The 23587-nt window shown below is 57.9% G+C and carries 17 protein-coding genes and 2 pseudogenes; 7 read left to right on the top strand and 12 right to left on the bottom strand.

Translation table 11 applies throughout. The features are described 5' to 3' along the window. Window position 1: 1 nt before the first annotated feature. Window positions 2–1449 (bottom strand): annotated as a pseudogene (locus tag BLT55_RS08000) (ArnT family glycosyltransferase). Between the two features lie 370 nt (window positions 1450–1819). Between BLT55_RS08000 and BLT55_RS31785 the strand changes: the two are divergent. Further along, window positions 1820–3108 (top strand): annotated as a pseudogene (locus tag BLT55_RS31785) (lectin); the annotation flags it as partial. Window positions 3109–3331: 223 nt separating this feature from the next. Here BLT55_RS31785 and BLT55_RS07990 read toward each other — a convergent pair. The 5 genes from BLT55_RS07990 to BLT55_RS07970 form a co-directional block, all read right to left on the bottom strand. Further along, complete coding sequence (locus tag BLT55_RS07990) at window positions 3332–4351, bottom strand: hypothetical protein (RefSeq protein ID WP_055001489.1); 1020 nt, start codon at window positions 4349–4351, stop codon at window positions 3332–3334. A 374-nt stretch (window positions 4352–4725) separates the two neighbouring features. Next, complete coding sequence (locus BLT55_RS07985) at window positions 4726–6330, bottom strand: hybrid sensor histidine kinase/response regulator (protein WP_055001488.1); 1605 nt, start codon at window positions 6328–6330, stop codon at window positions 4726–4728. Window positions 6331–6506: 176 nt separating this feature from the next. After that, window positions 6507–7631 carry a glycoside hydrolase family 1 protein gene (locus BLT55_RS07980; protein WP_104442756.1) on the bottom strand — a complete coding sequence of 375 codons (1125 nt, stop codon included), beginning with the start codon at window positions 7629–7631 and terminating at the stop codon, window positions 6507–6509. Window positions 7632–7633: 2 nt separating this feature from the next. Continuing rightward, entirely contained in the window at window positions 7634–8830 is a 1197-nt protein-coding gene (glf, locus tag BLT55_RS07975) for a UDP-galactopyranose mutase (RefSeq protein ID WP_055001487.1), read from the bottom strand. Continuing rightward, window positions 8818–10002 carry a glycosyltransferase family 1 protein gene (locus tag BLT55_RS07970; RefSeq protein ID WP_055001486.1) on the bottom strand — a complete coding sequence of 395 codons (1185 nt, stop codon included), beginning with the start codon at window positions 10000–10002 and terminating at the stop codon, window positions 8818–8820. The genes glf and BLT55_RS07970 overlap by 13 nt, the downstream gene beginning before the upstream one ends. Before the next feature lie 385 nt (window positions 10003–10387). Here BLT55_RS07970 and galE point away from each other — a divergent pair, with 385 nt between their 5' ends. Beyond that, on the top strand, window positions 10388–11416 hold the full coding sequence (galE, locus tag BLT55_RS07965; RefSeq protein ID WP_055001485.1) for a UDP-glucose 4-epimerase GalE: 1029 nt from the start codon (window positions 10388–10390) through the stop codon (window positions 11414–11416). Between the two features lie 41 nt (window positions 11417–11457). On the opposite strand, the gene BLT55_RS07960 is transcribed toward galE, so the two are convergent. Both BLT55_RS07960 and BLT55_RS07955 read right to left on the bottom strand, forming a co-directional pair. Then, complete coding sequence (locus BLT55_RS07960; RefSeq protein ID WP_055001484.1) at window positions 11458–12006, bottom strand: cupin domain-containing protein; 549 nt, start codon at window positions 12004–12006, stop codon at window positions 11458–11460. A 125-nt stretch (window positions 12007–12131) separates the two neighbouring features. Next, entirely contained in the window at window positions 12132–12887 is a 756-nt protein-coding gene (locus BLT55_RS07955; protein WP_007249526.1) for a gamma-glutamyl-gamma-aminobutyrate hydrolase family protein, read from the bottom strand. A 129-nt stretch (window positions 12888–13016) separates the two neighbouring features. On the opposite strand from BLT55_RS07955, the gene BLT55_RS07950 reads away from it, so the two are divergent. From BLT55_RS07950 to BLT55_RS07940, 3 genes are all read left to right on the top strand, one after another. After that, entirely contained in the window at window positions 13017–13916 is a 900-nt protein-coding gene (locus BLT55_RS07950; RefSeq protein WP_055001483.1) for a LysR family transcriptional regulator, read from the top strand. Window positions 13917–14056: 140 nt separating this feature from the next. After that, the gene (locus BLT55_RS07945; protein ID WP_055001482.1) at window positions 14057–15121 is read left to right on the top strand and encodes an aromatic ring-hydroxylating oxygenase subunit alpha; all 1065 of its coding nucleotides are present in this window, start codon (window positions 14057–14059) and stop codon (window positions 15119–15121) included. A 67-nt stretch (window positions 15122–15188) separates the two neighbouring features. Continuing rightward, entirely contained in the window at window positions 15189–16139 is a 951-nt protein-coding gene (locus BLT55_RS07940; protein ID WP_055001481.1) for a PDR/VanB family oxidoreductase, read from the top strand. On the opposite strand, the gene BLT55_RS07935 is transcribed toward BLT55_RS07940, so the two are convergent. From BLT55_RS07935 to BLT55_RS07920, 4 genes are all read right to left on the bottom strand, one after another. Beyond that, entirely contained in the window at window positions 16140–16850 is a 711-nt protein-coding gene (locus BLT55_RS07935) for a GntR family transcriptional regulator (RefSeq protein WP_055001480.1), read from the bottom strand. 74 nt (window positions 16851–16924) lie between these two features. Then, window positions 16925–18895 carry a putative bifunctional diguanylate cyclase/phosphodiesterase gene (locus BLT55_RS07930; protein ID WP_055001479.1) on the bottom strand — a complete coding sequence of 657 codons (1971 nt, stop codon included), beginning with the start codon at window positions 18893–18895 and terminating at the stop codon, window positions 16925–16927. Between the two features lie 175 nt (window positions 18896–19070). Then, complete coding sequence (locus BLT55_RS07925) at window positions 19071–19763, bottom strand: hypothetical protein (protein WP_055001478.1); 693 nt, start codon at window positions 19761–19763, stop codon at window positions 19071–19073. Window positions 19764–19901: 138 nt separating this feature from the next. Next, the gene (locus BLT55_RS07920; protein WP_055001477.1) at window positions 19902–20801 is read right to left on the bottom strand and encodes a LysR family transcriptional regulator; all 900 of its coding nucleotides are present in this window, start codon (window positions 20799–20801) and stop codon (window positions 19902–19904) included. Between the two features lie 140 nt (window positions 20802–20941). On the opposite strand from BLT55_RS07920, the gene BLT55_RS07915 reads away from it, so the two are divergent. Next, window positions 20942–22285, top strand: a complete 1344-nt coding sequence (locus tag BLT55_RS07915; RefSeq protein ID WP_174518639.1) for an MFS transporter — start codon at window positions 20942–20944, stop codon at window positions 22283–22285. Window positions 22286–22311: 26 nt separating this feature from the next. Beyond that, complete coding sequence (locus tag BLT55_RS07910) at window positions 22312–23586, top strand: glucarate dehydratase family protein (protein WP_055001475.1); 1275 nt, start codon at window positions 22312–22314, stop codon at window positions 23584–23586. Window position 23587: the final 1 nt, after the last annotated feature.

Below are 23587 nucleotides of genomic sequence, written 5' to 3'. Positions count from 1 at the left end.
GTCAGCGGCTGACGAAATAATAGGTGCGTTCGCCGACTTTCACCTGGTCGACGACCCGTAACGGCGGCGCAGCGGCTGACAGGTTTTCCAGGATGGCGACGTTATCGACTGAGCGATCAAGATACGTATTCAGATCAGCGCTGGACATCAAGGCGTCCAGCACGCTCTGGCCATAGAACACGCTGGCTCCCGCCAACCGTTCAGTGGGCCGGAACAGCGCGACGTGACGCCCTTGAACCTGCAGGGCGCGGGTTTTGTCAGTCAACGGCACGAACGAATACTGGCTATCCGCTCGCGGCACCAGCCACAGCGCTGCGCTCAGGTAACAGATCACGATCAGCGACACGCCTGCGGCGCTCAGTACCCTGCGGTTTTTCGTGATAACCCCGGGAAAAGCAGACTGTGCCCGCAACTTCTCGCCCAGCACGAACGCGTATTCTGCCGCGATCACGGCGGCGGCAGGCGCCAGCGACATCAAGTAAACCACGCGCTTGCTGGAGGCGAGGGTCAGCAGCAAAAACTGAACGACCAGCCACAGGCTAAAAAAAACAGGTAACGATTGGCGGCCAGTTGCTTACGGAAATGCCACAGCCCCAGATACACCAGGATATTCCAGGGCAAAAATGCTTCGGGCAGTTTTGCCAGGTAATAGTAGAAAGGTTCGTAATGACCCGCTTCCTCGAAAGAGCCACTGAACCGGCCGACGCTATTGATCCAGAGTACGTCTTTCAGCGACTGAGTTCCGCCCTGCCCGTACAGCAGATAAAGCCAGGTACACAACGGTAGAAGTGCCAGGGCAGTAAACATTGCAGGACGCAGCCAGTCGGCAATGACCAGACGCCTGTGCTGCACAGCGTCCCAGACAAGCCAGGCGAAAATCACCACGCCAGGCATGGCCAGCCCCAGCACCCCTTTGCTGAGAGTGGAGATTGCGATGCCAAGCGAAAACAGCAGCCATACGCCGATCCTCGGCGCGCCCTTGTGACCGGCACTGGCATAAAAAAACGCCAGCAGCGCAGTGCTGACGCCTAACGCCAACAGAGCGTCTTCGCCCACCTGCCGCGAGTTGCTCCAGAAACTGGCCTGCGTGGCAAGCATGAAGGCGGCAAGCCAGGCCAGCGATGCGCGCCGCCCCAGCAGTCGCAACATCTTGTACAGCAACAACACGCTGAACAATCCGGCAAATGCGGAAGCCAGTCTTACCGCCCACGGTGTAGCGCCGAATACAAGAATAGCCGCCGCGTCCAGCCAGACACTCAGCGGCGGCTTTTCAAGAAAGGGTTGGTCGTTCAGCTTTGGCGTTACCCAGTTGTCACTCAGGTGCATCTCCATGGCAATACCGGCAACTCGCGGTTCTGTTGAATTTTGCAGTTGATGATTGCCCAGCGCGAGGAAAAACAACAAGGCACTCAGCAGCAACAGCAACGGTGAACGCACACGAGAAGTCATCAAGGGAGGCACCGGGTTGACGGGGGGTGGCAAGCAAAGAAACGAGTCAGTCTAACAAGAATTATATGTCGCCAAATGTTGAAGAGTTGTTAACCGCCGGCATATCAGGCAACCGTTCAACGCAGGTTCAGTTGCGCCAGTTGCTTCCAGTCTTCAGGGTTCACAATTCCGCGAAAACGCCTGACTTGGCGCAGATCCGCCGTGGCCAAGGACGCGTCCGACATTTCGGATACGACCGGCAATCGGGCAAAATAAATCTCTGGGCAGGTCTACTAATCTGATAGATAAGCCAACTTGACGCACGTCATGCTCAGTCATAACCTGGTCGCGTCAGTCAATCCTGTGTTAACCGCGAACTTTTATTTCAGGAATCAACTGTCAAGGTACCGGGTATACCTCAGAGCGTTCCTGGAGCTACAGCAGGAACTTCGTGCCGTCCACACAAGGTCTTATTCTGGCCAATAAATATCGCAACGACCTCGCTGGCGACAAGGAGGTTCTGGGCTTTTCAGGAAACACTGTTCAGATGGTGCCGGAGTCACGGTCAAATGCAGTGACGTGGAACCTTGAATTAGCGGTACCTATGATCACCACGCGCCCCATCGTTGGCGATAGAAAAGTTCTACTGCTGCATACCCAGTACAGTGATAAGCCGGAAACCGGCTTCGATCCTGTTAAGCAAGCCTTCTTCGGAGAGCCTCGTGACAATTATTTATTTGTCAACGCAGTCACTTTTTCCTCCGGTGATCATCTGGAGTTCACAGGGGATGCGATAACCGATCTTGACCTGGGCCCAAAACCTCCAGGTTGCCCTTCAACTGAGTTGAGGAACAAGGCGAGAGACCTCGCACGCGATAAGGGATTTGACAGGAATTTACGATTATGTTGCCGTCGAGATTCCTTCTACTTCGTGTTCTTGGGGCGGCCTTGCTGCGATGCCGGTCTGTGGGCCATGGGTAACGGTGTGGGTTGGTAACCATGGATGGGGCAACACGAATTCGGTCATAGCCTCGGCGGACCGCATGCGAAATCGCTGGAACGTTGCCCGAATGATAATCGAGAAGTAGTGCAAATCAGTGGCAGTGGGTGCGCAGTCACTGCCGCGGATGATCCATCGGATACCTTGATGGCGGAGGCTCACGTCTTTACCCCATTCCTTATCTGTATTACGCAGGCTGGCTTACTGATGAGCAATTCCCTGAAGTGATAAACAATGGCACCTATGAAATTGCACCGTTGTTTAAAAAAGCCAATGCCACGGTTGTCAAAGGCTTACGCTTGTTTCGTAGCGATGGCAGTTACCTTACGCTGGAATTGCGCACGCCTTCACCGGGCTCTGAAAACTGGCCCGCCGATGATCCATTCGTCAATGGCGTGATTGTAAGAATAGCTCGATTTAGTGGCAACTCCGTTTCCAACACGCTCGTAGACACGACGCCAACAGGTATACATGGCATGAGTGACGCCCCTTTGCGTCCAGGTGCGTCGGCAGACGACGTATTGTCGGGAAAACGGATCACTGTCAGCCATATCGATGACACAGGGGCCACTCTTGAGATCAGTCATATTCCAGGTAGCTCTTTGGCAGATCACTTGCTCTTTGAACGCTCTTTTATCGAGCAGGCCGTGCAGCGGGACGATGAGGGGGTGGAAGATTGATGGTGTGAAGGAATGGAACCTTGATCGGAACAGTCCACTGCATCAGTGGCCAATGTGCGCCATACACTTCATCTGCCGCACGATGAGGTGGATAGCGCGCTTTAACTATTGCAACTCAACCGCTTTCTGCATCAGCCCTGCGGGTTCTGAAATAAAACGGGGAGCGATAGACGCTCCCCATTTTTATATATCAGTTCAAGTCTGACTGTATTGTGTCAGAACATCAGATCGCAGCAACAACCTTGGCTGGCGGCTGAGTGCGACGACCCAGTACACCGGCACCGGCAGCGACCAGCCCCGAAATCACCAGCGTGATCAGCAGAATCCAGGCACCTTGGGAAACACGTTTGGCGGTGACTTCAGCCGCTTCACGGGCTTTCTGTTCTGCCTGAGCCTTCAGCTCTTGATACTTGGCATAAGCCTGACGATAACTGGCTTGGGCCTGATCGACGATCTGATTGGCTTCAGCATCGGTTTTGTTACCACGTGCCTTGATCAGGTTAACCAGCGCCTGACGGTCAGCAGCGTCCCAAGCCTGGTCGCCTTTGGCTTTGATGCGATCCATCAGGCCGCCCAACTGCTCGTCGGCTTGCTGAGGGTTTTGCGCGCTTTGTCTGGCTGTGTTCTGGGCGTCTTGCTGAGTGGCTTGTGCTTCTTGCTTGACGTTGTCCGGGTTCAGCTCAGGCTTGCCGGTCTGACGCATCGCAGTTTCGATTTCGCCCTGGATATCATCCAGATTGAAGTCGATGCCTTGAGCACGCAATTGGTCCTGAATCTTGCTGCCCACTGCCGGAGCGACCTGAGCAATACCACTGCCCAGTGCCGACATGCCGCTGCCGGCCAGGTTGAGACCACCACGAACGACACCCGTCACTGCGCTAGAGACCAGATAAACGGTGATCAGCGACACTGAGGCCCATACCAGCAGACCATGAAAAGCGCCTTCGCGTTGAGCCAGACGACCGGCAGCCCAGCCACCGACAAACAGTGAGATCACTGAGCTGACCACTACCCAGATACCTGCACCGGTGCCGATACCGGACAGTGGATTGGCTTCCTGCATCGGATCGATACTGGCGCTACCAATGGCCGTACCCAACAGATTCAGTAAAAGCGAAACAACCATGGCCAGTACCACACCGGCCAGAATCGCACTCCAGGAAATACGTTTAAGCAGCGGAGCCATTGCATTAGTTTCTTGGTACACGGAGGCACCTGGGGCGATACGGTCGTCGCGAATCATAATAAGAGTCCTTTGAGTCATTGGCAGTGAACGCGAAATTGTTTGGCGTACAGTTCAATGACCCGAGCACCACTCAAGAAGTTTAAAACTTTTATTCACTTTTTTTCGACCGTTAAAAAAAAGCACGACAACCTTGACTGTTAACGGAACGTAACGCTTCATTGATGTTCCAGACTTGCCTGAAATTCAGGCGCCCGGCCATTCAATATGTATCGTCGCTGAGAGTTGTCTGTTGTCCGTTGATATCAACTGCACTTAAACGGACACGCCAATCCGCTCATGCTGACTCGACCGTTAATCAGTATTAAAAAACAGCCTGTGCCGCATGCAACCCAGGCTGTTTAATAGCTGTTCAATTAACCGAAGGACAATCGTCAGGCGATACCGTTCGGCCCGTCCAGCACCTGGCGAACTTTCCGGGCGAGATCGTGGGGCATACACGGTTTGGAGATCACTTCGAACTCCGAACCTCCGAGGTCGGTTCGTTCAATCGAGCTTTCTGCATAACCGGTGGTCAACAGCACCTTCACCTTTGGATAACGGCGTTTGACTTCACGGGCCAGCATCACTCCGTTCATCCCGCCTGGCATGATCAAGTCGGTAAACAGCAAGTCATAATGGCTGCCGGACTCGAACTTCTTCAGCGCCTCACGCGCATTCAGCACGATATCGGACACATAGCCGTAGTCGTCCAGCACCATCTTTGCCAGCTCGGCGACGTCAGCGCGATCTTCCACAATGAGAATGCGTTCGCTGCTAGCGCGATGCCTTTCTGTTGCCTGTGGCAACTCGGTATGGGTCAACCCGGCTTCATCGACCGGAAAATACAGACGCAGCGTCGTCCCGACACCTTCTTCAGTGTAAATACGCGCGGCACCACCCGACTGCTTGGCGAAGCCGTACACCATAGACAGGCCCAGCCCGGAGCCTTTGCCCTCTTCCTTGGTGGTGAAGAACGGGTCCATGACCCGATCACGAATGCTGGCGGGCATGCCGATACCGTTGTCGGTCACCGCAATGCTGACATAACGTCCCGGCAGCAAGCCGTCATAAGACACATTGATCAGTTCATCCACCACCAGATTACGCGTCTCGATGCATACCTTGGGGTTGGGTCTGCCAATCAGTGCATCACGGGCGTTGATGAAGATATTCAGCAGGGCAACTTCCGCCTGGGTAGGATCGATGCGGCAGTTCTTGAGCGCCGGCTCAAGGTCGGTCTCGATCAGGACTTCCGGCCCGAACGTGCGTTCGAGCAATGATTCGGTCGTCGAAACCAGACCGTTGAGGTTCAACACCCTGCCCTGCAGTTTTTGTTTGCGAGCGAACGCCAGCAATTGCTTGGTCAAGGTGCTGGCACGCTCCACCGCAGATTTGGCGTGATGAACACTGCGCTGGACGCGCTGCACATCAATATTCGGTTTCTCTGCGGCGCTGCCAATCAGATCGATATAACCGCCCATAACCTGAAGCAGGTTATTGAAGTCGTGAGCGATGCCTCCAGTGAGCTGCCCCAACGCTTCCATCTTCTGAGCCTGGCGCAATGCTTCCTCGGCGTCTTTGCGGCGGCTGATATCCAGCTGCGAGGCAAAAAAGTAGATCAGACTCCCCGCGTCGTTATACACCGGAGAAATAAACAACGCGTTCCAGAACGACGAACCGTCCTTACGGTAATTGAGGATTTCTGCGGAGATGTCCGTGCGCTCCCGAATCGCATCACGAAGCGATTGCACCACTGACTGGTCGGTTTCCGGGCCCTGCAGAAACCGGCAGTTTGTGCCGATGATTTCGTCAGACGAATAACCGGTCATTTCCAGAAAGGCACGGTTGGAAAAAATGATGGGGTTATCCGGACGATTGGGGTCGGTCACGATCATCGGCATGCGCGTCGTTTCTACCGCCGCGAAGAAGATATCCCGGCCCTGATGCTCAATGTTCCCTGTTGCATCATTGTCGACACGGGCTTTATTTTCCGACACGCCAGAAACTCCAAGAAATGTTGGGTAAATTAGAGCCAATACTCTTGAAGCTAGGACTGATGCCCCTCAAAAGGGTTCTAAATTATCTGATAAAAGCCAAATATATATTCATTACGCGGCCGAAACAGATCAGAACAACCCGTTTGCATAGAATTTAGCTATCCATTTGGAATGGTTCAGTCGGGAAGGATCAGCGCACCAAACAGTTCCGCACTGTTGTTCAAACCCTCCTGCAACGACTGGAGCACGGCGCGCTGCCCCTGGCTGTCCGCATAACCCAGCAAGCCGGCCGGGCAATGGCGGTTATCGTCCCAACCGGGGTAGTCCAGTATCGGATACCAGCACATGCCCTCTATCGGCACGCCATTGATCATGACTTTTCTGACTTCTTCACTGACGTACCTCAACCAGGGTAAACGTTGGTCGCCCTCGGCGCCTGTCTCGGAAATCAACAACGGTTTGCCATAGCGCGTCGACAGTTCCCTGAGCATGCCCCGAAAGGGTCGGTACTCCGGCTCATCAGGCGTCAAGCGCCTGCCATTGAGCACCCATTGGTTGTGTGGGTAGAAGTTGACCCCGAGCACATCGAGGTAGTCCGGCTGCCCTCCCAACCCGGGCCAGAGACGCCCGGACAAGAGATCCCAGGCTTCGAACTGCGCCCGCCGATAACGTTCCGCAGCCTCGATGTCACTGCTACGGCGGCTGGCCGCTACCACATGAATCAGCGGCTCGGCCTGGATAAAGCGCGCATTGGGCTCGACCTCGCGGATGGCTTCGATTGCCGCGATACTGGCCCGCACCAGTTGCTGTTTGAGCTCCATCGCGCGACTCGTCGCGCACGGGTTGAAGTAAGCAACCTCACCGCCGGCCCAGCTCCAGAACGAGATTTCGTTGATCGGCGAATAAAACGGCGCCGTCTCTCCTTCGTCCTTGATCAACTGCGCGACCGCTGCAGCAAAGTGCGCGAAGCGCTCCACGAACTGCGGCCTCCAGATGTCGATGTCATCAGGAAGGCCGTAATGGCACAGGTCCCAGATCACTTGTGTGCCTTGACGCCGCGCGGCGCGCAACATGGGTAAAAAACTGCTCCAGTCGTAGTGGTAAGGCGACGTTTCTATCAGATGCCAACGCAGCCCGTCACGGACGGTGCGTATTCCGCAGGCCGCCATGGCCGCATAGTCCTCGTCGGCCCAGCGGTCATGCGCGGTGGAGTGCAGCAGGTCCAGTCTTACGCCGTCACGACGGCGTTGACTGGCGCATTCGAAGCCGCCCATGACAAAACTGTTGAACACGCGAGGCACGCTCAACCCCGCACAGGCTGTTCGGCAGACTCGCCCGGCGCTGGCTCAGACACGGTGACTGTCTGAGCGTCCACCAAACGTTGATAGAGCGCCAAAGCCTGCCCCACCACCTGGTCCATGTTGTAGTACTTGTACGTGCCAAGCCGCCCGAGAAACGTCACCTCATCAGACTCGTCGGCCAGCGCCTTGTAGCGCTTGTACAACTCGGTGTTCTCCTGCCGGGGGATGGGATAATACGGGTCGCCCTCGGCACTCGGAAACTCATAGGTCAGGCTGGTCCGGGCATGTTGTTGCCCGGTCAGGTGTTTATATTCCGTAATGCGCGTGTACGGCGTCGCTTCGTCCGGATAATTGACCACCGCAACCGATTGAAACTGTTCCTGATCAACGGTTTTGTGCTCGAAACGCAATGACCGATAGGGCAGCTTTCCGTAACGGTGCTTGAAGTACTCGTCGATAGGCCCGCAATACACCAGATGCCGGTAGTTCACCGCATCGCGAACCTGAGCAAAGTCGACGCCTGTCAGCACATCGATAAGTTCGTGATCCAGCATCCGTTCGAACATGCGGGTGTAACCGTGCAGCGGCATTTTCTGAAAAGTATCGGTGAAATATCGACTGTCGGTGGTGGTCCGGGTCGGCACTCTCGACGTGACTGACTTATCCAGCTGAGAGGGATCAAGCCCCCATTGCTTGCGGGTATAGCCACGGAAAAACTTTTCATACAACTCGCGGCCGACCTGATTGATCACGACATCTTCCGACGTGCGGATCGTTTCCACCGGCTCGGCACGGCTGGCAAGAAAGGCTTCGGCTTGCTGCTCGTTCATCTGCAGGCCGTACAGGCTGTTGAGCGTATCGAGGTTGATCGGGATGGGCACCAGTTGACCGTCCACCCTGGCCAACACCCGGTGCTCGTAGTTGCGCCATTCGGTAAACCGCGACAGGTACTCGACAATGCGCTCGGCATTGGTATGGAAGATGTGCGGTCCATACTGATGAACCATCACGCCAGCGCTGTCCAGTTGATCGTAGGCATTGCCGCCGATATGCGGGCGTCGATCAATCAGCAGCACGCGTTTGCCCAGGCCTGCCGCCAGCCGTTCGGCCAGCACGCTGCCGGCAAAACCTGCGCCGACGATCAAAAAGTCATAGCGCGCGTCTGTCTGAGACGCTGATTCAAGCGTTATCCGAGGCATTGGATCTGCTCCTGCACAGCCACCAGGCTGATTTGCGCTTTCATGGCGGCGCAGGTGCTGTCCCACGACATGCCAGCCAACGCCGCGTCGACCTCACGCAGGAACCGGGCGGTGCCTTTTTGCCCCAGCGCATCGTTGATGTCCACCACAAATCCTCGCGCATCCTCGGCGATGCGGACTGCACCGCAAGCGCCGTAGCTCCTGACCACGTCAGTAATCGGTGTCGAGATCACCGGGCAACCGCCGGCCAGGTATTCCGGGGTTTTGGTCGGGCTGATGAAACGGGTCGATTCATTCAGGGCGAACGGCATCAATGCCACGTCCCAGCCAGACAGATAAGCCGGCAACTGTTCATAGCGTTTGCCGCCCAGATAATGAATATTGGCCAGTTGCGGCAAACTTTGCGGGTCGATCTTGACCACCGGACCGATCAGCACGATATGCCATTGCGGCTGTGACTCAGCCAGTTCGCGAATCAGCCCGATGTCGAAGCGCTCGTCGATGACACCGAAAAAACCGAGACGTGGATGGGGTATGTGCTGCTGATCGAGCGGTTCGCTCAGGCCTTGACGTGCCGTGGCGAAGTGCCCGATATCGACGCTGCTGGGCATGGCGTGCGCGTTCGCGTGTTGCAACCGCTTGACCTCCCACAGACTGATACCACCGGTAAACACTACATCCGCGCGCTTCATCAGCTCACGTTCCTGCCCGACCAGTTCCGGCGGTGCACCTTTGAAGGCCGACAGTTCGTCCATGCAGTCGAAAATCGTCACCTGCGCAGTGAGATGATCAGTGAACGCCAGGCTCATCGGCGTGAAATACCAGAGCATCAACTCACTGAATCGACGTTCTCCGAGCATCTCGTCGATCAGCCTGCGCTGGGCCGCATTGACAGCCTCAGGCGCAAGGTTTCGGGGTAAATGAGGGACCAGCACGCTGACGCCGGAGGACTGCTGCGATTGCTCCAGCCAGATGTCAGGTGAATCCGACAGCACCGGTTCCTCGAAAAACAGTACGTCGTAGTCTTTTGCCAACCGCGACATGATGTGCTGAGGTCGCTGATAGACAAATCCCCACCGGAGATGGGAAAGGCACAAAAGCAATGGGCGGATCGCAGTCTCGACTCTCGTTGCAGTCGGTGCATCAGAATTGATCGTTTGTAGACCGTTCATGGAGTTTCCCTTCTATAAAAAGTCCCGGATGAAACTGAAGGGCGCCATCGATGGCTGAGCTTCGACTGCATTCATGAGTGAAGAGCGGCAGCGTCCGTCATGTATGAAATAGACGAATTTCAACGCTCGCAGAACTATCGAGGGTCTTTTCAGGCACGCCGTTCAAGGGTTCCGATGAAGGGTCTGTGCCGTTGAGAACAATCGTTGAACTCGCCTGAACGAAATGCCCCTATTCTCAAGCGAATGCTTTTTGGTACCTGCAACAAGTCATCTGGTTCTGATTTTCGCAAGCAATGCCCCCATGCCGCCTGTTTTTCATAAAACGCGGCAGGGAGCCATTAGCCCGTCTCCTTCCGAGATGGCGAAAATCAAAGGAACGACAACCATGATTCTGGTGACCGGTGGTGCGGGCTACATTGGCGCTCATATTGTGCTGGAGCTGCTCGAAGACGGCAGCGACGTGCTGGTGCTCGACAACCTCTGCAACAGCTCACGAGAGACGCTTGAGCGGGTGGCGAAAATCAGCGGACGGCATTTCGATTTCATCCACGGTGATATTCGCAGCAAGGCCACATTGCACAGGCTGTTCGCCCACTACCCGATCAATGCGGTGGTGCACTGTGCCGGGCTCAAGGCGGTCGGTGAAAGCGTCCGGGAGCCACTGCGCTATTTCGACACCAACGTGAGTGGCAGCGTCACCCTGTGCCAGACGATGGCCGAAGCAGGTGTGTTCGACTTGCTGTTCAGCTCGTCCGCAACCGTTTACGGCGAGTTCGAACGTATGCCGCTCGACGAAGACAGCCCTCTGGGTCTGCCAACCAACCCCTACGGGCACTCCAAACAGATGGCCGAGCACGTCATGAAGAGCCTGGCCCGCTCCGACCCGCGCTGGGCGATCGGCCTGTTGCGCTACTTCAATCCGATTGGCGCCCATCCGACCGGGCTGCTGGGCGAGTCACCGCGTAATACGCCCAACAACCTGCTGCCGTTTCTGCTGCAAGTAGCCAACCGGCAGCGCCCTGCCCTGCATGTTTTCGGCAACGACTATCCGACTGACGACGGCACGGGCGTGCGCGATTACCTCCATGTGCTGGATCTGGCAGCAGGTCACCTCAAGGCGCTGAACAGGATCCGTGACCAACGCGGTGTATCCATATGGAATCTGGGCACGGGCCAGGGCTACTCGGTGCTGGAAGTGGTGCGGGCCTTCGAACGTATCACCGGGAAAAGCGTGCCGCTGGTCTTCGAGCCCCGGCGGCCGGGTGACATCGCAGCCTGCTGGGCCAATCCGGAAAAAGCCTCGCGTGAGCTGGATTGGCGAGCCTGTCATGACCTGGACTCAATGCTCACCGATGCCTGGCGCTGGCAGTGCATGAACCCGCAAGGCTATGCGCAAAAGGCTTTGGCGGGCTAAGGAGGGATGAAACAGGCAATGTTGCAAACCGATCAAGCGGCCTAAAAGTTCGCAGGCGTATTGGAACTGACAATCTCGGCCTCATCCTGGCCGATATTGCGGAAGCGATGCGGCAGCGTGGTCGGAAAATAGTAACCGTCACCGGGGCCAAGAATGTTGACCTGACCATTGATGGTCAATTCCACAGTGCCGCGGATCACCAGCCCGCACTCCTCGCCTTCACTGTGGACAATCGGTTCTTCACCCGAATCGGCACCCGGCGCGTACTGCTCGCGCAGAAAACGCATCTGCCGACTGGGCAGCGTCGCACCGACCAATAGCAGACGCACCCCATTGCGGCCCAGATCGGGCTGATCGCCTGCGCGGAAAACGTATTGATCCTGACCGGGCGGCTGGTCGAAGGTGAAAAAATCCGCCAGTGTCATGGGGATGCCCTCAAGCAGTTTCTTGAGGGAACTGATCGAAGGGCTTACACGATTCTGTTCTATCAGGGAGATCGTGGCATTGGTCACACCACTGCGTCTGGCGAGTTCGCGTTGCGACAGCTTGTAGCTTTCACGCACCAGCTTCAGTCGTGCTCCCGTATCCATAGTTGCCTTATGCGAAAAGTATCTGATGAAATGAGCAGGCGCCCGGCAAAGGTTTGACCCTTGGCCGGGAGCCTCGATGCAGATATTAAATCACGTTTGCCAACAACGCTCAGCAGATGATCGCTTCACACGCCCCGAGGGCGCTGGGCGTAGGCCAGACAGGCCGCACGAAACGCCGTGAACAGGCTCAGCGATACCGGATTGTCGAGAAATTCCCACTCCGGATGCCACTGCACGCCCAGTACGAACCCGGGCGCACCCGGCAGCGAAACCGCTTCCACCAGGCCATCCGGTGCCAATGCTTCGGCACGCAGATCTGACGCCAGCCGGTCGATGCCCTGGCTGTGCAGGCTGTTGACCTCGAAGCCCGGCGCAAGACCCAGCGCCTCCAGCACACCACCCGGCTGCACTGAAACGGCGTGTTGCGGGGCATATTGCACGGCCAGCGACTCGCTTTGCGGCTCGCGATGGTCCAGATAGCCCGGCAATTCCTGCACGCGCTGATGAAGGCTGCCCCCCAAAGCCACGTTCAGCTCCTGAAAACCACGGCAGATGCAGAACACCGGGACGCCCTGCGCAATAGCGGCCTTGAGCAATGGCAGCGTGGTGCGATCCCGAAACATGTCATGCGCGGTGCCCTCTGCGCTCGGTGTACCGCCGTAATGGCGTGGCTCGACGTTGGACGGCGAGCCGGTGAACAACAACCCGTCGAGCGACGCCAACAGCTGCTCGGGTTCGCTCGGCACAGTGCGTGCCGGAAGAATCACCGGCACACCTGCGAACGCGGCGGCTTCAACGTACTTATCGCCTGCGGTGTGGGAGGAATACTTGCCTAGCTGCTGGCGGCAGGCGGTGACACCGATCAAAGGGAGACGCGACATGCTTGGGCCCTGTCTGAAAAATCTGGTCAATGGTCTGCAGACGCGCTGCTAACCGATACGAGTGAAACCAGTCTAGGATAGTCGTCAGCGCAATCTACATAGGCAATCTGGCAAAGGAACTGTGCAGCGATGCAATATGAAATCAGTCACGCCGACCTTGCGCTGGTATTGGCACTGGTACGCGGTCGTACACTGGCGCGCGCCGCCGGGCTGCTGCAGGTCGATGTTTCCACGGTATTTCGCTCGATCCGGCGCCTCGAAGCGGCACTGGGCACGGCGCTGTTCGAAAAGAACCGACGCGGTTACATGCCCACCGACACCGCGCAGGCGATGGCCGAGCAGGCTGAACACGCCGAACTGGCACTCGCCGCTGCGCGTGTGGCCTTGCAGCAAGGTCAGCAGGTGGTCAGCGGCACGGTGCGCCTTACCTGTACCGACGCGGTACTGCACAGCCTGCTGTTACCGGCGCTGGCGCGATTCATGCCGCACTACCCCGCCATCACGCTGGAACTGGCCACCTCCAATGCTTTCGCCAACCTCAGTCGTCGCGATGCCGACATCGCCTTGCGCCTGACCAACACACCGCCCGAACACCTGATCGGCCGCTGTCTGGGCAGCGCCGACTACGTTATCTGTGGTCGTCCAGAATTTCGCCAGGCGCTGGAGCACAACCCCGCGTCTGTACCATGGATCAGCCCTGACGACTCGATGCCGGAACACACCTCAGTGATCTGGCGCAAACAGGCGTTCCCGGCGGTCGTGCCACGCTATCGCTACAGCAGCATGTCAGCTGTCTCGCAGTTGGTGGCCGCAGGACTGGGCGTCGCAGCCGTCACCGATTTCGCGGCTCGCGGGCTTGAGGGCGTGGTTCGTCTCAGTGAACCACTGATCGGCTGCCGCACGGACCTCTGGCTGCTGACGCGCCCTGATTGCCGCGCACTGCGCTCGGTGCAGACCCTGCTTGAGGCGCTAGCGCCGCTGCTCCGCGAAGCACTCCTGCCAATCGGCATTGCTCCACGCAATAAGTGAGTCGATGGATCCATTAAAAATAGTTAACTTAATTAATCATTGGCTTTAATCTTCTGTTGTGGCATTAATAAAACCAGAGCCATAGAAAGCTTTTCACCAGTGGATCCATAAGACTAATAACCGAGCCGTGGAGAACCCTCATGCATCCGAAAAACGCCTGGTACGTCGCCTGTACAGCGGATGAAGTCACCGACAAGCCATTGGGACGCCAGATCTGCAACGAAAAGATGGTGTTCTATCGTGATGAGAATCAGCAGATCGCTGCCGTCGAGGACTTCTGCCCGCATCGCGGCGCGCCGCTCTCCCTGGGTTATATCGAAAACGGCCAACTGGTGTGCGGCTACCACGGCCTGGTGATGGGCAGCGACGGCAAGACGGCTTCTATGCCTGGACAGCGCGTGCGCGGTTTTCCGTGCAACAAGACGTTCGCGGCGGTCGAGCGCTACGGCTTTATCTGGGTCTGGCCGGGCGACCGGGAAAACGCCGATCCCGCACTCATTCATCATCTGCACTGGGCGGTCAGCGATGACTGGGCGTATGGCGGCGGGCTGTTTCATATTCAGTGCGACTATCGCCTGATGATCGACAACCTGATGGACCTCACCCACGAAACCTATGTGCATGCAACGAGCATTGGCCAGAAGGAAATCGACGAAGCGCCGCCCGTTACCACCGTTGAAGGCGAGGAAGTGGTGACCGCACGGCACATGGAAAACATCATGCCGCCGCCGTTCTGGAAAATGGCGCTACGTGGCAACAACCTGGCAGATGACGTGCCGGTCGATCGCTGGCAGATCTGCCGTTTCACCCCGCCCAGCCACGTCATGATCGAAGTCGGTGTGGCTCACGCGGGCAAAGGTGGCTATCACGCGCCGAACGACGTCAAGGCCTCGAGCATCGTCGTGGATTTCATCACCCCGGAAACCGACACCTCGATCTGGTACTTCTGGGGCATGGCGCGCAACTTCAACCCGAGCGATGAAGCGCTGACCACAACCATCCGCGAAGGCCAACACAAGATTTTCAGCGAAGACCTGGAAATGCTTGAGCGCCAGCAGCAGAACCTGCTCCAGCACCCGCAGCGCAATCTGCTCAAGCTCAATATCGACGCGGGCGGCGTACAGTCGCGCAAGATTCTGCAACGCTTGATCGATGCCGAACAGCATGCCACTGGCGAACAGATTCCGGTGATGGCGACCAAATAACAGTCACGCCGAAACGGCTATAGAACAATCAGAAGTGACCCTTGCTGCGGTCACCCGAGGAAACACCATGCTTGACGTGACCGTGTCATCGCGTAATGACGAAGCGCTGGATATCTGCAGCTATGAACTGGTGCAGAGCGACGGCCAACCACTGCCGCCCTTCACCGCCGGTGCGCACATCGACGTCCACCTGCCTGACGGCCTGATCCGGCAGTATTCGTTGTGCAACTCGCCCGGCGAGCGGCATCGCTATCTGATCGGAGTCCTCAACGACCCGGCCTCTCGCGGCGGGTCCAGAAGCCTGCACCAGCACATTTATCCCGGCGCGCGGTTGCGCATCAGCGAACCCCGCAACCTGTTCCCGCTTGCACAAGACGCGCGCCGCAGCGTGCTGTTCGCAGGTGGTATCGGCATTACGCCGATCCTGTGCATGGCTGAACAACTGGCCATGGAGCACGCTGATTTCGACCTGCACTATTGCGTTCGTTCCGCCGAACGAGGTGCTTTCATTCAACGCTTGCAGCAATCGACGTTCGCCGAACGGGTAACACTGCATCTGGACGAGCAACCGCAAACTGCGCTGAACGCCCTGAACGTGCTCGCCGCCCCGCAGCCCGGCACCCACCTGTATGTCTGTGGACCGAACGGCTTCATGCAACATATTCTCGACACCGCGCGCACGGCTGGCTGGCCTGAAGACACGCTGCACCGCGAGTACTTCACTGCCGAGCCGATCGATACCAGTGCCGACGGCAGCTTTTCGATCGAAATCGCCAGCACCGGCCAGGTCATTGCCATCCCGGCCAACAAAACCGTCGCCCAAGTGCTGGAAAGCCAGGGCATCGATATCCCTTTGTCGTGTGAGCAAGGTGTCTGCGGGACGTGTCTGACACGGGTCTTGAAAGGCGTCCCGGATCACCGCGACCTGTTTCTGACTGAGGAAGAACAGGCGCTCAACGATCAGTTCACGCCATGCTGCTCGCGCTCGAAGACCCCATTGCTGGTCATCGACCTCTGATCACTCGGCGCGCTGGATGACCCTGATGCGTTCATGCAGGCCGGTGCCGAAAATCTCGGCGTAGCGCAGCGTCGCATTGGCATGCTCGCGCATGATCGCTTCGGCACGCGCACCCTCGCCATTGATCAGGGCATCGACCACGGCGTGATGCTGCATGTGCGCGAAATTGAAGCGGCGGTACTCGCGAATCAGATTGTTCCGATCCACCGCCAGCGCGGTAACCGACGCAAACGGCAGATGATCGTTACGGGCCAGTGCGTCCGCGATTGCCCGGTTGCCACTGCCCTCGACGATGATCCGATGCAGACGTATGTTCATGTCGTGATACACCTCAAGGTCGTCTTCGGTGACGTGACCCTTGTCGAACAACTCATCACCCTGCACCAGGCACCGTTCCAGCTCGCCCCTGGCCTGCGGCGTGACCCCGCGCTCGGCCATCTGCCGCGCCGCCAGGCCTTCCAGCACACCACGGACGTCCACCGCCCCGGCAATTTCCTGCGCACTGAGCGAACGGACCTGAAAGCCCCGGCCGCCAGACGGCACCAACAACCCCTCCTGCTCCAGCGTGCGGAACGCCATGCGCACCGGCATACGCGAAACACCAAACAGTTCGGCAGTCGGCACTTCCATCAATCGTGCGCCAGCCGCCAGCTCGCCGGAGGCAATCATCTTGCGCAGCGCGACAAGGACAGTCTGTCCGGGCTTGGTCATGAACGGGATTCTCAGAGCGTCGAAAGGCGCATCTTAACCCACGAACACGCGAGCGAATGCTGCAAGCGAAGCGATCAGATACGACAGGACGCGGCATAACCGAATGTGCGCTCCTCGTCCGGTGTGTCGAGCCAGATCAGGGTTTCTTCGAAACTGATCGGCGGGCTGTAGAAGAAGCCTTGCACCATGGTGCAGCCCAGCGAGGTCAGCGCGTTGAGCTCATGCTGGGTTTCAACACCTTCGATCACGCAGCCCAGAGACATGTCCAGACTCAGCGCAACCAGCGATTTGACGATCTTGTAGCTGGCCGGGTTGTTGTGTACACCGGTCACGAAACTGCGGTCGATCTTCAGTTTGGTCAGCGCCAGCGCGTGCAATTGGCTGAGGCTGGAATAACCCGTGCCGAAGTCATCCAGCGAAATACCGCAGCCCAACTGGCGAAACTGGGTAATCGCCTGCTGCACCTGCGCGATGTCCTGCATGATGGCCGTTTCAGTGATCTCCAGGTCGAGGCGAGAGGCATCGAAGCCGCTGCTCTCGATGATCCCGACAATCAGATTTACGCTCTCGCAGGTCGCGCAGTCATGCGCCGAGAGATTGAACGACAACCTGATCGGCGCCGGCCAGAACAGCGCCTTTTGCAACGCGTGAGTCAGCAACGGCCCGGTCAGCTTGTTGATCATGCCGATGCGCTCGGCAATCGGGATGAAATGCGCAGGCGATACCGAGCCCAGCTCCGGGCTGTTCCAGCGTGCCAGCGCTTCGAACGCAACGGTTTCACGGGTGCAACTCTCGATGATCGGCTGAAACAGCACGTGGAACTCGGTGTCGAGATTGGCCCGGCGCAACGCCTGCTCGGTGACGCCATCGGCGTGCAGTTGCTCGCGGTGAGCGGCGGAAAACAGGCAGGTCGCTCCGGGATTATGGTTCTTGCCCTGATACAGCGCGTAGTCGGCATATTCGAACAACTGCGTCGCGTTATCGGCAGTGCCGGGAAAGGTCGCGATGCCCAGCGTCGCGCCAATCTGGATCGGCATGTCCGACAGTTCGAAACTGTCGTGCATGAGCCTGCACAGATGCTTGCCGAAGTTCAGCAGTGCGTCCTTGCCGACATCCCCTTTTATGACCAGCGCAAACTCGTCACCGCCCAGGCGCGACACATGCACCGTGTCGCTCGCCGCCGTCATCAGGCGCTCGGCCACCAGTATCAGCAGCCGGTCGCCGGTGCGGTGCCCGTACAAGTCATTGACCGGCTTGAACCCGTCCAGATCCAGAACACCCACCGCCAGCCCTGTCTGCTGTTGCATGGCTTCCTGCATCGCCGTGTCCAGCGTATGAAAAAACTGCCTGCGGTTAGGCAGGCCGGTCAGGCTGTCCTGATTGGCCAAAAGCAGGTTTTCATTACTGAGCTGTTCGGTCTTGACCTGTACATCCACCAGGCTGGTGAAATCGCGGTACTGATATTGAAGAATGATCAACATGCCGATCGACACCAACACAATGTTCACGGCAGTGGCGATAAACGTCAGGTTGTGCGTGGAGGCAAAGAAGATCACGAACGCGGTATTGACGACTACCGCAGTCGTCAGGGCTGCGGGTCGCAGGTGCATCATGCAGAAGATGCACACAATAACGGTGATGCCCATGAAAAAGGCGACATGTCCCTGAGCGTAGGCATCGCCATAGGGGTAAAGCGACAGCGACCATGCCGCGAATCCGGCCGCGATCACGCCCGCCAGACTATTGGTGCCACGCAGTGTCTTGAGGATGATCTGCGGCGACGGCGGTGGTTTATTGACCGTGCGCAGCCATTTGCGCGCCCGGATACCGCAGATAATCGTCAGCAGCGCGGGTATCAGCAGGGTCAGCCATGTCGGGGCAGTCGACCAAGGGGTAAAAGCCAACGCCCAGGTATTGACCAGCAGCACGAAGTACATCAACGGCAGTTGACGGGACAGCGCTACATATTGGGCCTCCAACAGCCTGGGATTATCGTGGGGCACGGACATCAAGGTGCGCAAGGCACCCAATACTTTTTTCGGCATCGCAAGGCTTCTCATTACCACATTCAAGGCGCGCAAGTGGCATGCTGCTCGTCATACTGTCGGCGGGTGTGGCTTATTCTTTACAGTGAAAAGTAGCCGTGCATCGGTTTGACTGGATAAACAGCAAATCCGGGCGCAACTCATTGCGCGTGCTCGAGTGGGATAGAGGTGCCAGCTAGTTCGCCGCCACCTGATCACGATCCGCCTGCACCACCAGCGCTTTGAGCGACGCATCGAACTGTTTCAAGGCATTCACCTGCAACTCGCGTTGCTGGTCGATCTGCGCAGCGATTTCCGGGGCAGCCTTGCCTTGCACCCAGACCGACGTCAGCTCCCGCACCACTTCACCTTCTGCCTTGCCGATGTATTGCAGGTTGTTATCGTAGAAACGGGCCATGAAGCGCGCTTCGACCTGACTGTTGCGTTTACTCACCAGTCGGTTGTAAGTGTCGAGCATTACGATCACGTCCGGGCGCGCTTGCATCAACGCGTCGAGCGTGTCGTAGACGGTCACCGTGGCAAATTCTTTTTGCAGTGAGCCAATCAGCCAGTCAGTCGCCAGCTTCGGATCAGAACTGTTGATGAATGCATTACGAATGCGCGAATCCAGCGCGCCGTTCTGACCGCTGCGTAGCGCAACCGAGTGGTAATTGTTCAAGTATTGCAGATTGCTGAGCGTGTTTTCGCTGTACATCACGCCTACCGACTGCCTGTGCTGAAGCGTCGCGGCGCTGTCGGCCACCGGCATGAAATGGCAGGACTGTCCGGCGGAGACAAACGCGGGAGAAACGGCAGCATTGACTGGCGCGCTGACCGCAAAGCCTGTGCTTAATACGGCAGCAAGCGTCAACAGATTGAGCATTCTCATCGCATCGTCTCCCTTTGGAGCAAGTGGCTATGACGCCATACTCCTCCTTTGCCGGAAAAACAGAACTTGCCTTGCTTGATGATGACTATCGACTGGACCAATGATAGTTGATGCCAGCACCGCGCATGGCCTTTCGCTTCACCTTTCATCCGCCCTGACCGCTGCGCGAATCGCTTCAAGCAGCATCCTGCAGGCCGGGTTGTCATTGTCGGAGCGCCAGACCAGGTGCAGCTCGCTCTGTACGCCCTCGCCCAGATCGATGTCGCGGAACACCACATCTTTGAACACCACATTGGTAGCGCAACGCGGAACCAGTGCCAGGCCCATCCCGGCGTTGACCAGGGCAAGAATGGTCAGTGACGATCCAAGCCATTGGACATACTCCGGCGCAACTCGTGCGGAACGAAACATACCGGTCAGCAGTTCGTTGAACGGTGGATAGGCCGAATGCGAATACATCAGAAACGGCGCGCCATCGAGGTCCTCAACCCTGACCGACTGCGCACGGGCCAGCGGATGACTGCCCGGCACCGCCAGCACGAAGGGCTCGCGCACCAGGCACTCGCTCTCGTAACCCGGTTGAAAAAGCGGCGCACGCACGACACCCAGATCAATACGCCGCGCCCTGAGCGCTTCGTGCTGCTGATAGGTATTCATTTCAGTCAGGGAAATCTTTACCTGCGGCTGCTTGAGCCGCGCTTCGGCAATCACTCTGGGCAGAAATTCGTATACCGCGCTGCCGACAAAACTGATGGTCACCGAACCGATGTCGCCTTCCGCAAAGCGCCGGGCGGAAAGTGCTGCCTGCTGCGCGCGCTCCAGCAAGGTCTGCGCCTCGATGAAAAAAGCCCGGCCTGCGGCGGTCAGCGCCACGCTGCGGGTGCTGCGCGTGAACAGTTCGACGCCCAGGTTGTGTTCCAGTAACTGAATCTGTCGGCTCAACGGTGGCTGGGTCATGTTGAGCCTTTCAGCGGCGCGCCGGAAATTCAACTCAGTGGCAACGGTGGTGAAACATCGAAGCTGAGAAAGCTCGAACATTGATTCATTCCAGGTATCAATCAAGTCAAAAACTAGATTAGACGGGAATAATCAGGGCGTCCATGATCGGCTCATCCCCAAAAAAAACAATGAATGGGAGTCGCCTCTTGAATACCGCCCCTCACGCTACAGACACCGCAGTGCTTGCTCGCGCCGCGTCCAAGGTGAAACGCCACATACTGCCGCTGTTTGTGGTGATGTTCATCGTCAACTATATCGACCGGGTCAACATCGGCTTTGTACGCAGCCATCTGGAAACCGATCTGGGCATCGGCGCTGCAGCCTACGGGCTGGGCGCGGGCCTGTTTTTCGTCGGCTACGCGCTGTTTGAAGTACCGTCCAACCTGCTGTTGCAACGTTACGGCGCCCGCGCCTGGCTGACCCGCATCATGTTCACCTGGGGCGCGGCCGCCATGGCGATGGCCTTCGTGCAGGGCGAAACCAGCTTCTACGTGCTGCGCTTTATACTCGGTGCAGCGGAGGCTGGCTTCTTTCCGGGGATTATTTACTACTTCACCCAGTGGTTGCCTTCGAGTGATCGTGGCAAGGCCATGGCGCTGTTTCTCAGCGGCTCGGCGATTGCTTCTGTGATTTCCGGCCCGGTGTCGGGCGCGCTGCTGGGCGTGGAAGGGCTGAACCTGCACGGCTGGCAGTGGATGTTTTTAATCGAAGGCTTCGCCTCCATCGTGCTCTGCGGCTTCGTCTGGTTCTGGCTGCAGTCGCATCCGCACGAGGCGACCTGGCTCAGCGATGACGAAAAAGCCGCACTGACCAGCGCTATCGCCGAAGAACAACGGCTGCGCGAAGCCTCCCAAACCGTTCGGCCGACCCTGCTCAGGCTGCTCACGGACCGGCAGATCATGCTGTTCTGCTTCATCTATTTTTCGATAGCGCTGACCATCTACGGCGCAACCTTCTGGTTGCCGAGCATGATCCGCAACATGGGCAGTTTCAGTGACTTCGAGGTCGGGCTGTTCAACTCGGTGCCGTGGATCATCTCGATTGTCGCCATGTACGGCTTCGCCGCCCTCGCCGCACACTTCAAGCATCAACAGGCATGGGTTGCGGTGACACTGGTGATCGCTTCGGTCGGCATGTTCATGTCGACCGTTGGCGGCCCGGTCTTTGCGTTCGTTGCCATCTGTTTCGCCGCGATTGGCTTCAAAGCCGCGTCCGCGCTGTTCTGGCCGATCCCGCAGGGCTATCTGGACGCACGCATCGCTGCTGCGGTGATCGCGCTGATCAACTCCATCGGTAACCTCGGCGGCTTCGTCGCGCCCACCACCTTTGGCTTTCTGGAGCAGACCACCGGCTCGATTCAGGGCGGTCTGTACGGGCTTGCCGCCACCTCGCTGCTCGCCGCCATCGTGATCTTCTTCGCCCGCACCACGCCGCGGAGTGGCACGCGTCGCCCGCCAAACGCCGAATCAGCCGGGCTGCACAAAGCTGTTCCGCTCGCCACCCCTTCCAGCCTCAAACCCTGAATCTTGAACACTTGGGAGACCGCCTTTTGAAAATCATCCGTGTCACCGTGACCCCCATCGCCTTTCGCGACCCGCCACTGCTCAACGCCAGCGGCATTCATGAACCTTTTGCGCTGCGCTCGATCATCGAAATAGAAACCGACAGCGGTTACATTGGCCTCGGCGAAAGCTACGGCGACGCTCCGGCATTGGCCATTCAACAACAGGTGCAGCACCAGTTGATTGGCCTTGATCCCTTCAACCTCAATCAATTGCGCAGCATCGTTCAGGCGACTGTTGCAGCGCACAAACCTGCCAGCCTGGCCGGTGCGGAACTGGCGCTGGGTTCGCATGCCAGCAAAGCAGTGAGCAACGCCTACTCGGCATTCGAAGTGGCCTTTATGGATGTGCAGGCGCGTTCGATGAACCTGCCCCTGGTGGACCTGCTCGGCGGCGCGATTCGTGATCAGATCCCGTTCAGCGCCTACCTGTTCTTCAAGTACGCGCAACACGTCGACGCGCCCTACACACCAGACAGCTGGGGCGAAGCACTGAACGAGGAACAGATCGTCGCTCAGGCCCGGCGCATGATCGAGGCCTATGGCTTCAAAAGCATCAAGCTCAAGGCCGGCGCACTGGACCCGGAACACGAAGTCTCGTGCATCAAGGCCTTGAAGAAGGCCTTCCCCGGCTACCCGCTGCGCATCGACCCCAACGGCAACTGGTCGCTGGAGACTTCGATTCGCATGGCTGAACTGCTCGGCGATGACCTGCAGTACTACGAAGACCCGACCACAGGCCTGGACGGCATGTCAGCACTGCACAAACGCACCGGCCTGCCGCTGGCGACCAACATGGTGGTCACCGATTTCGATGAGTTCCGCCGCAGCGTGGCGCTGGACAGCGTGCAGATCGTCCTCGCCGACCACCACTACTGGGGCGGTTTGCGCGACACCCAGACGCTGGCAAAAATGTGCGACACCTTTGGCCTGGGCGTGTCGATGCACTCCAACTCCCATCTGGGTATCAGCCTTATGGCCATGGCTCATGTGGCTGCATCGGTGCCCAACCTGGATTACGCCTGCGACACACATTACCCCTGGCAGGAAGCGGACGAAGAAGTCATCAAAGGCGGCAAACTGCCGATTGTCGACGGCTGCGTCAGCATCAACCGCGCGCCCGGCCTGGGCCTTGAACTGGATTACGACCAGCTCGGCAAGCTCAACGACCAGTACCACAGCTGCGGCATTCGTCAGCGCGATGATGTGAAACAGATGCAGAAGTACCAGCCAGACTGGAAGGCCGTCAAACCGAGGTATTGAG

The sequence above is a fragment of the Pseudomonas cannabina genome (genome assembly GCF_900100365.1).
Taxonomy (GTDB): Bacteria; Pseudomonadota; Gammaproteobacteria; order Pseudomonadales; family Pseudomonadaceae; genus Aquipseudomonas; species Aquipseudomonas cannabina.
This window is presented reverse-complemented; position numbering and strand designations above follow the sequence as displayed.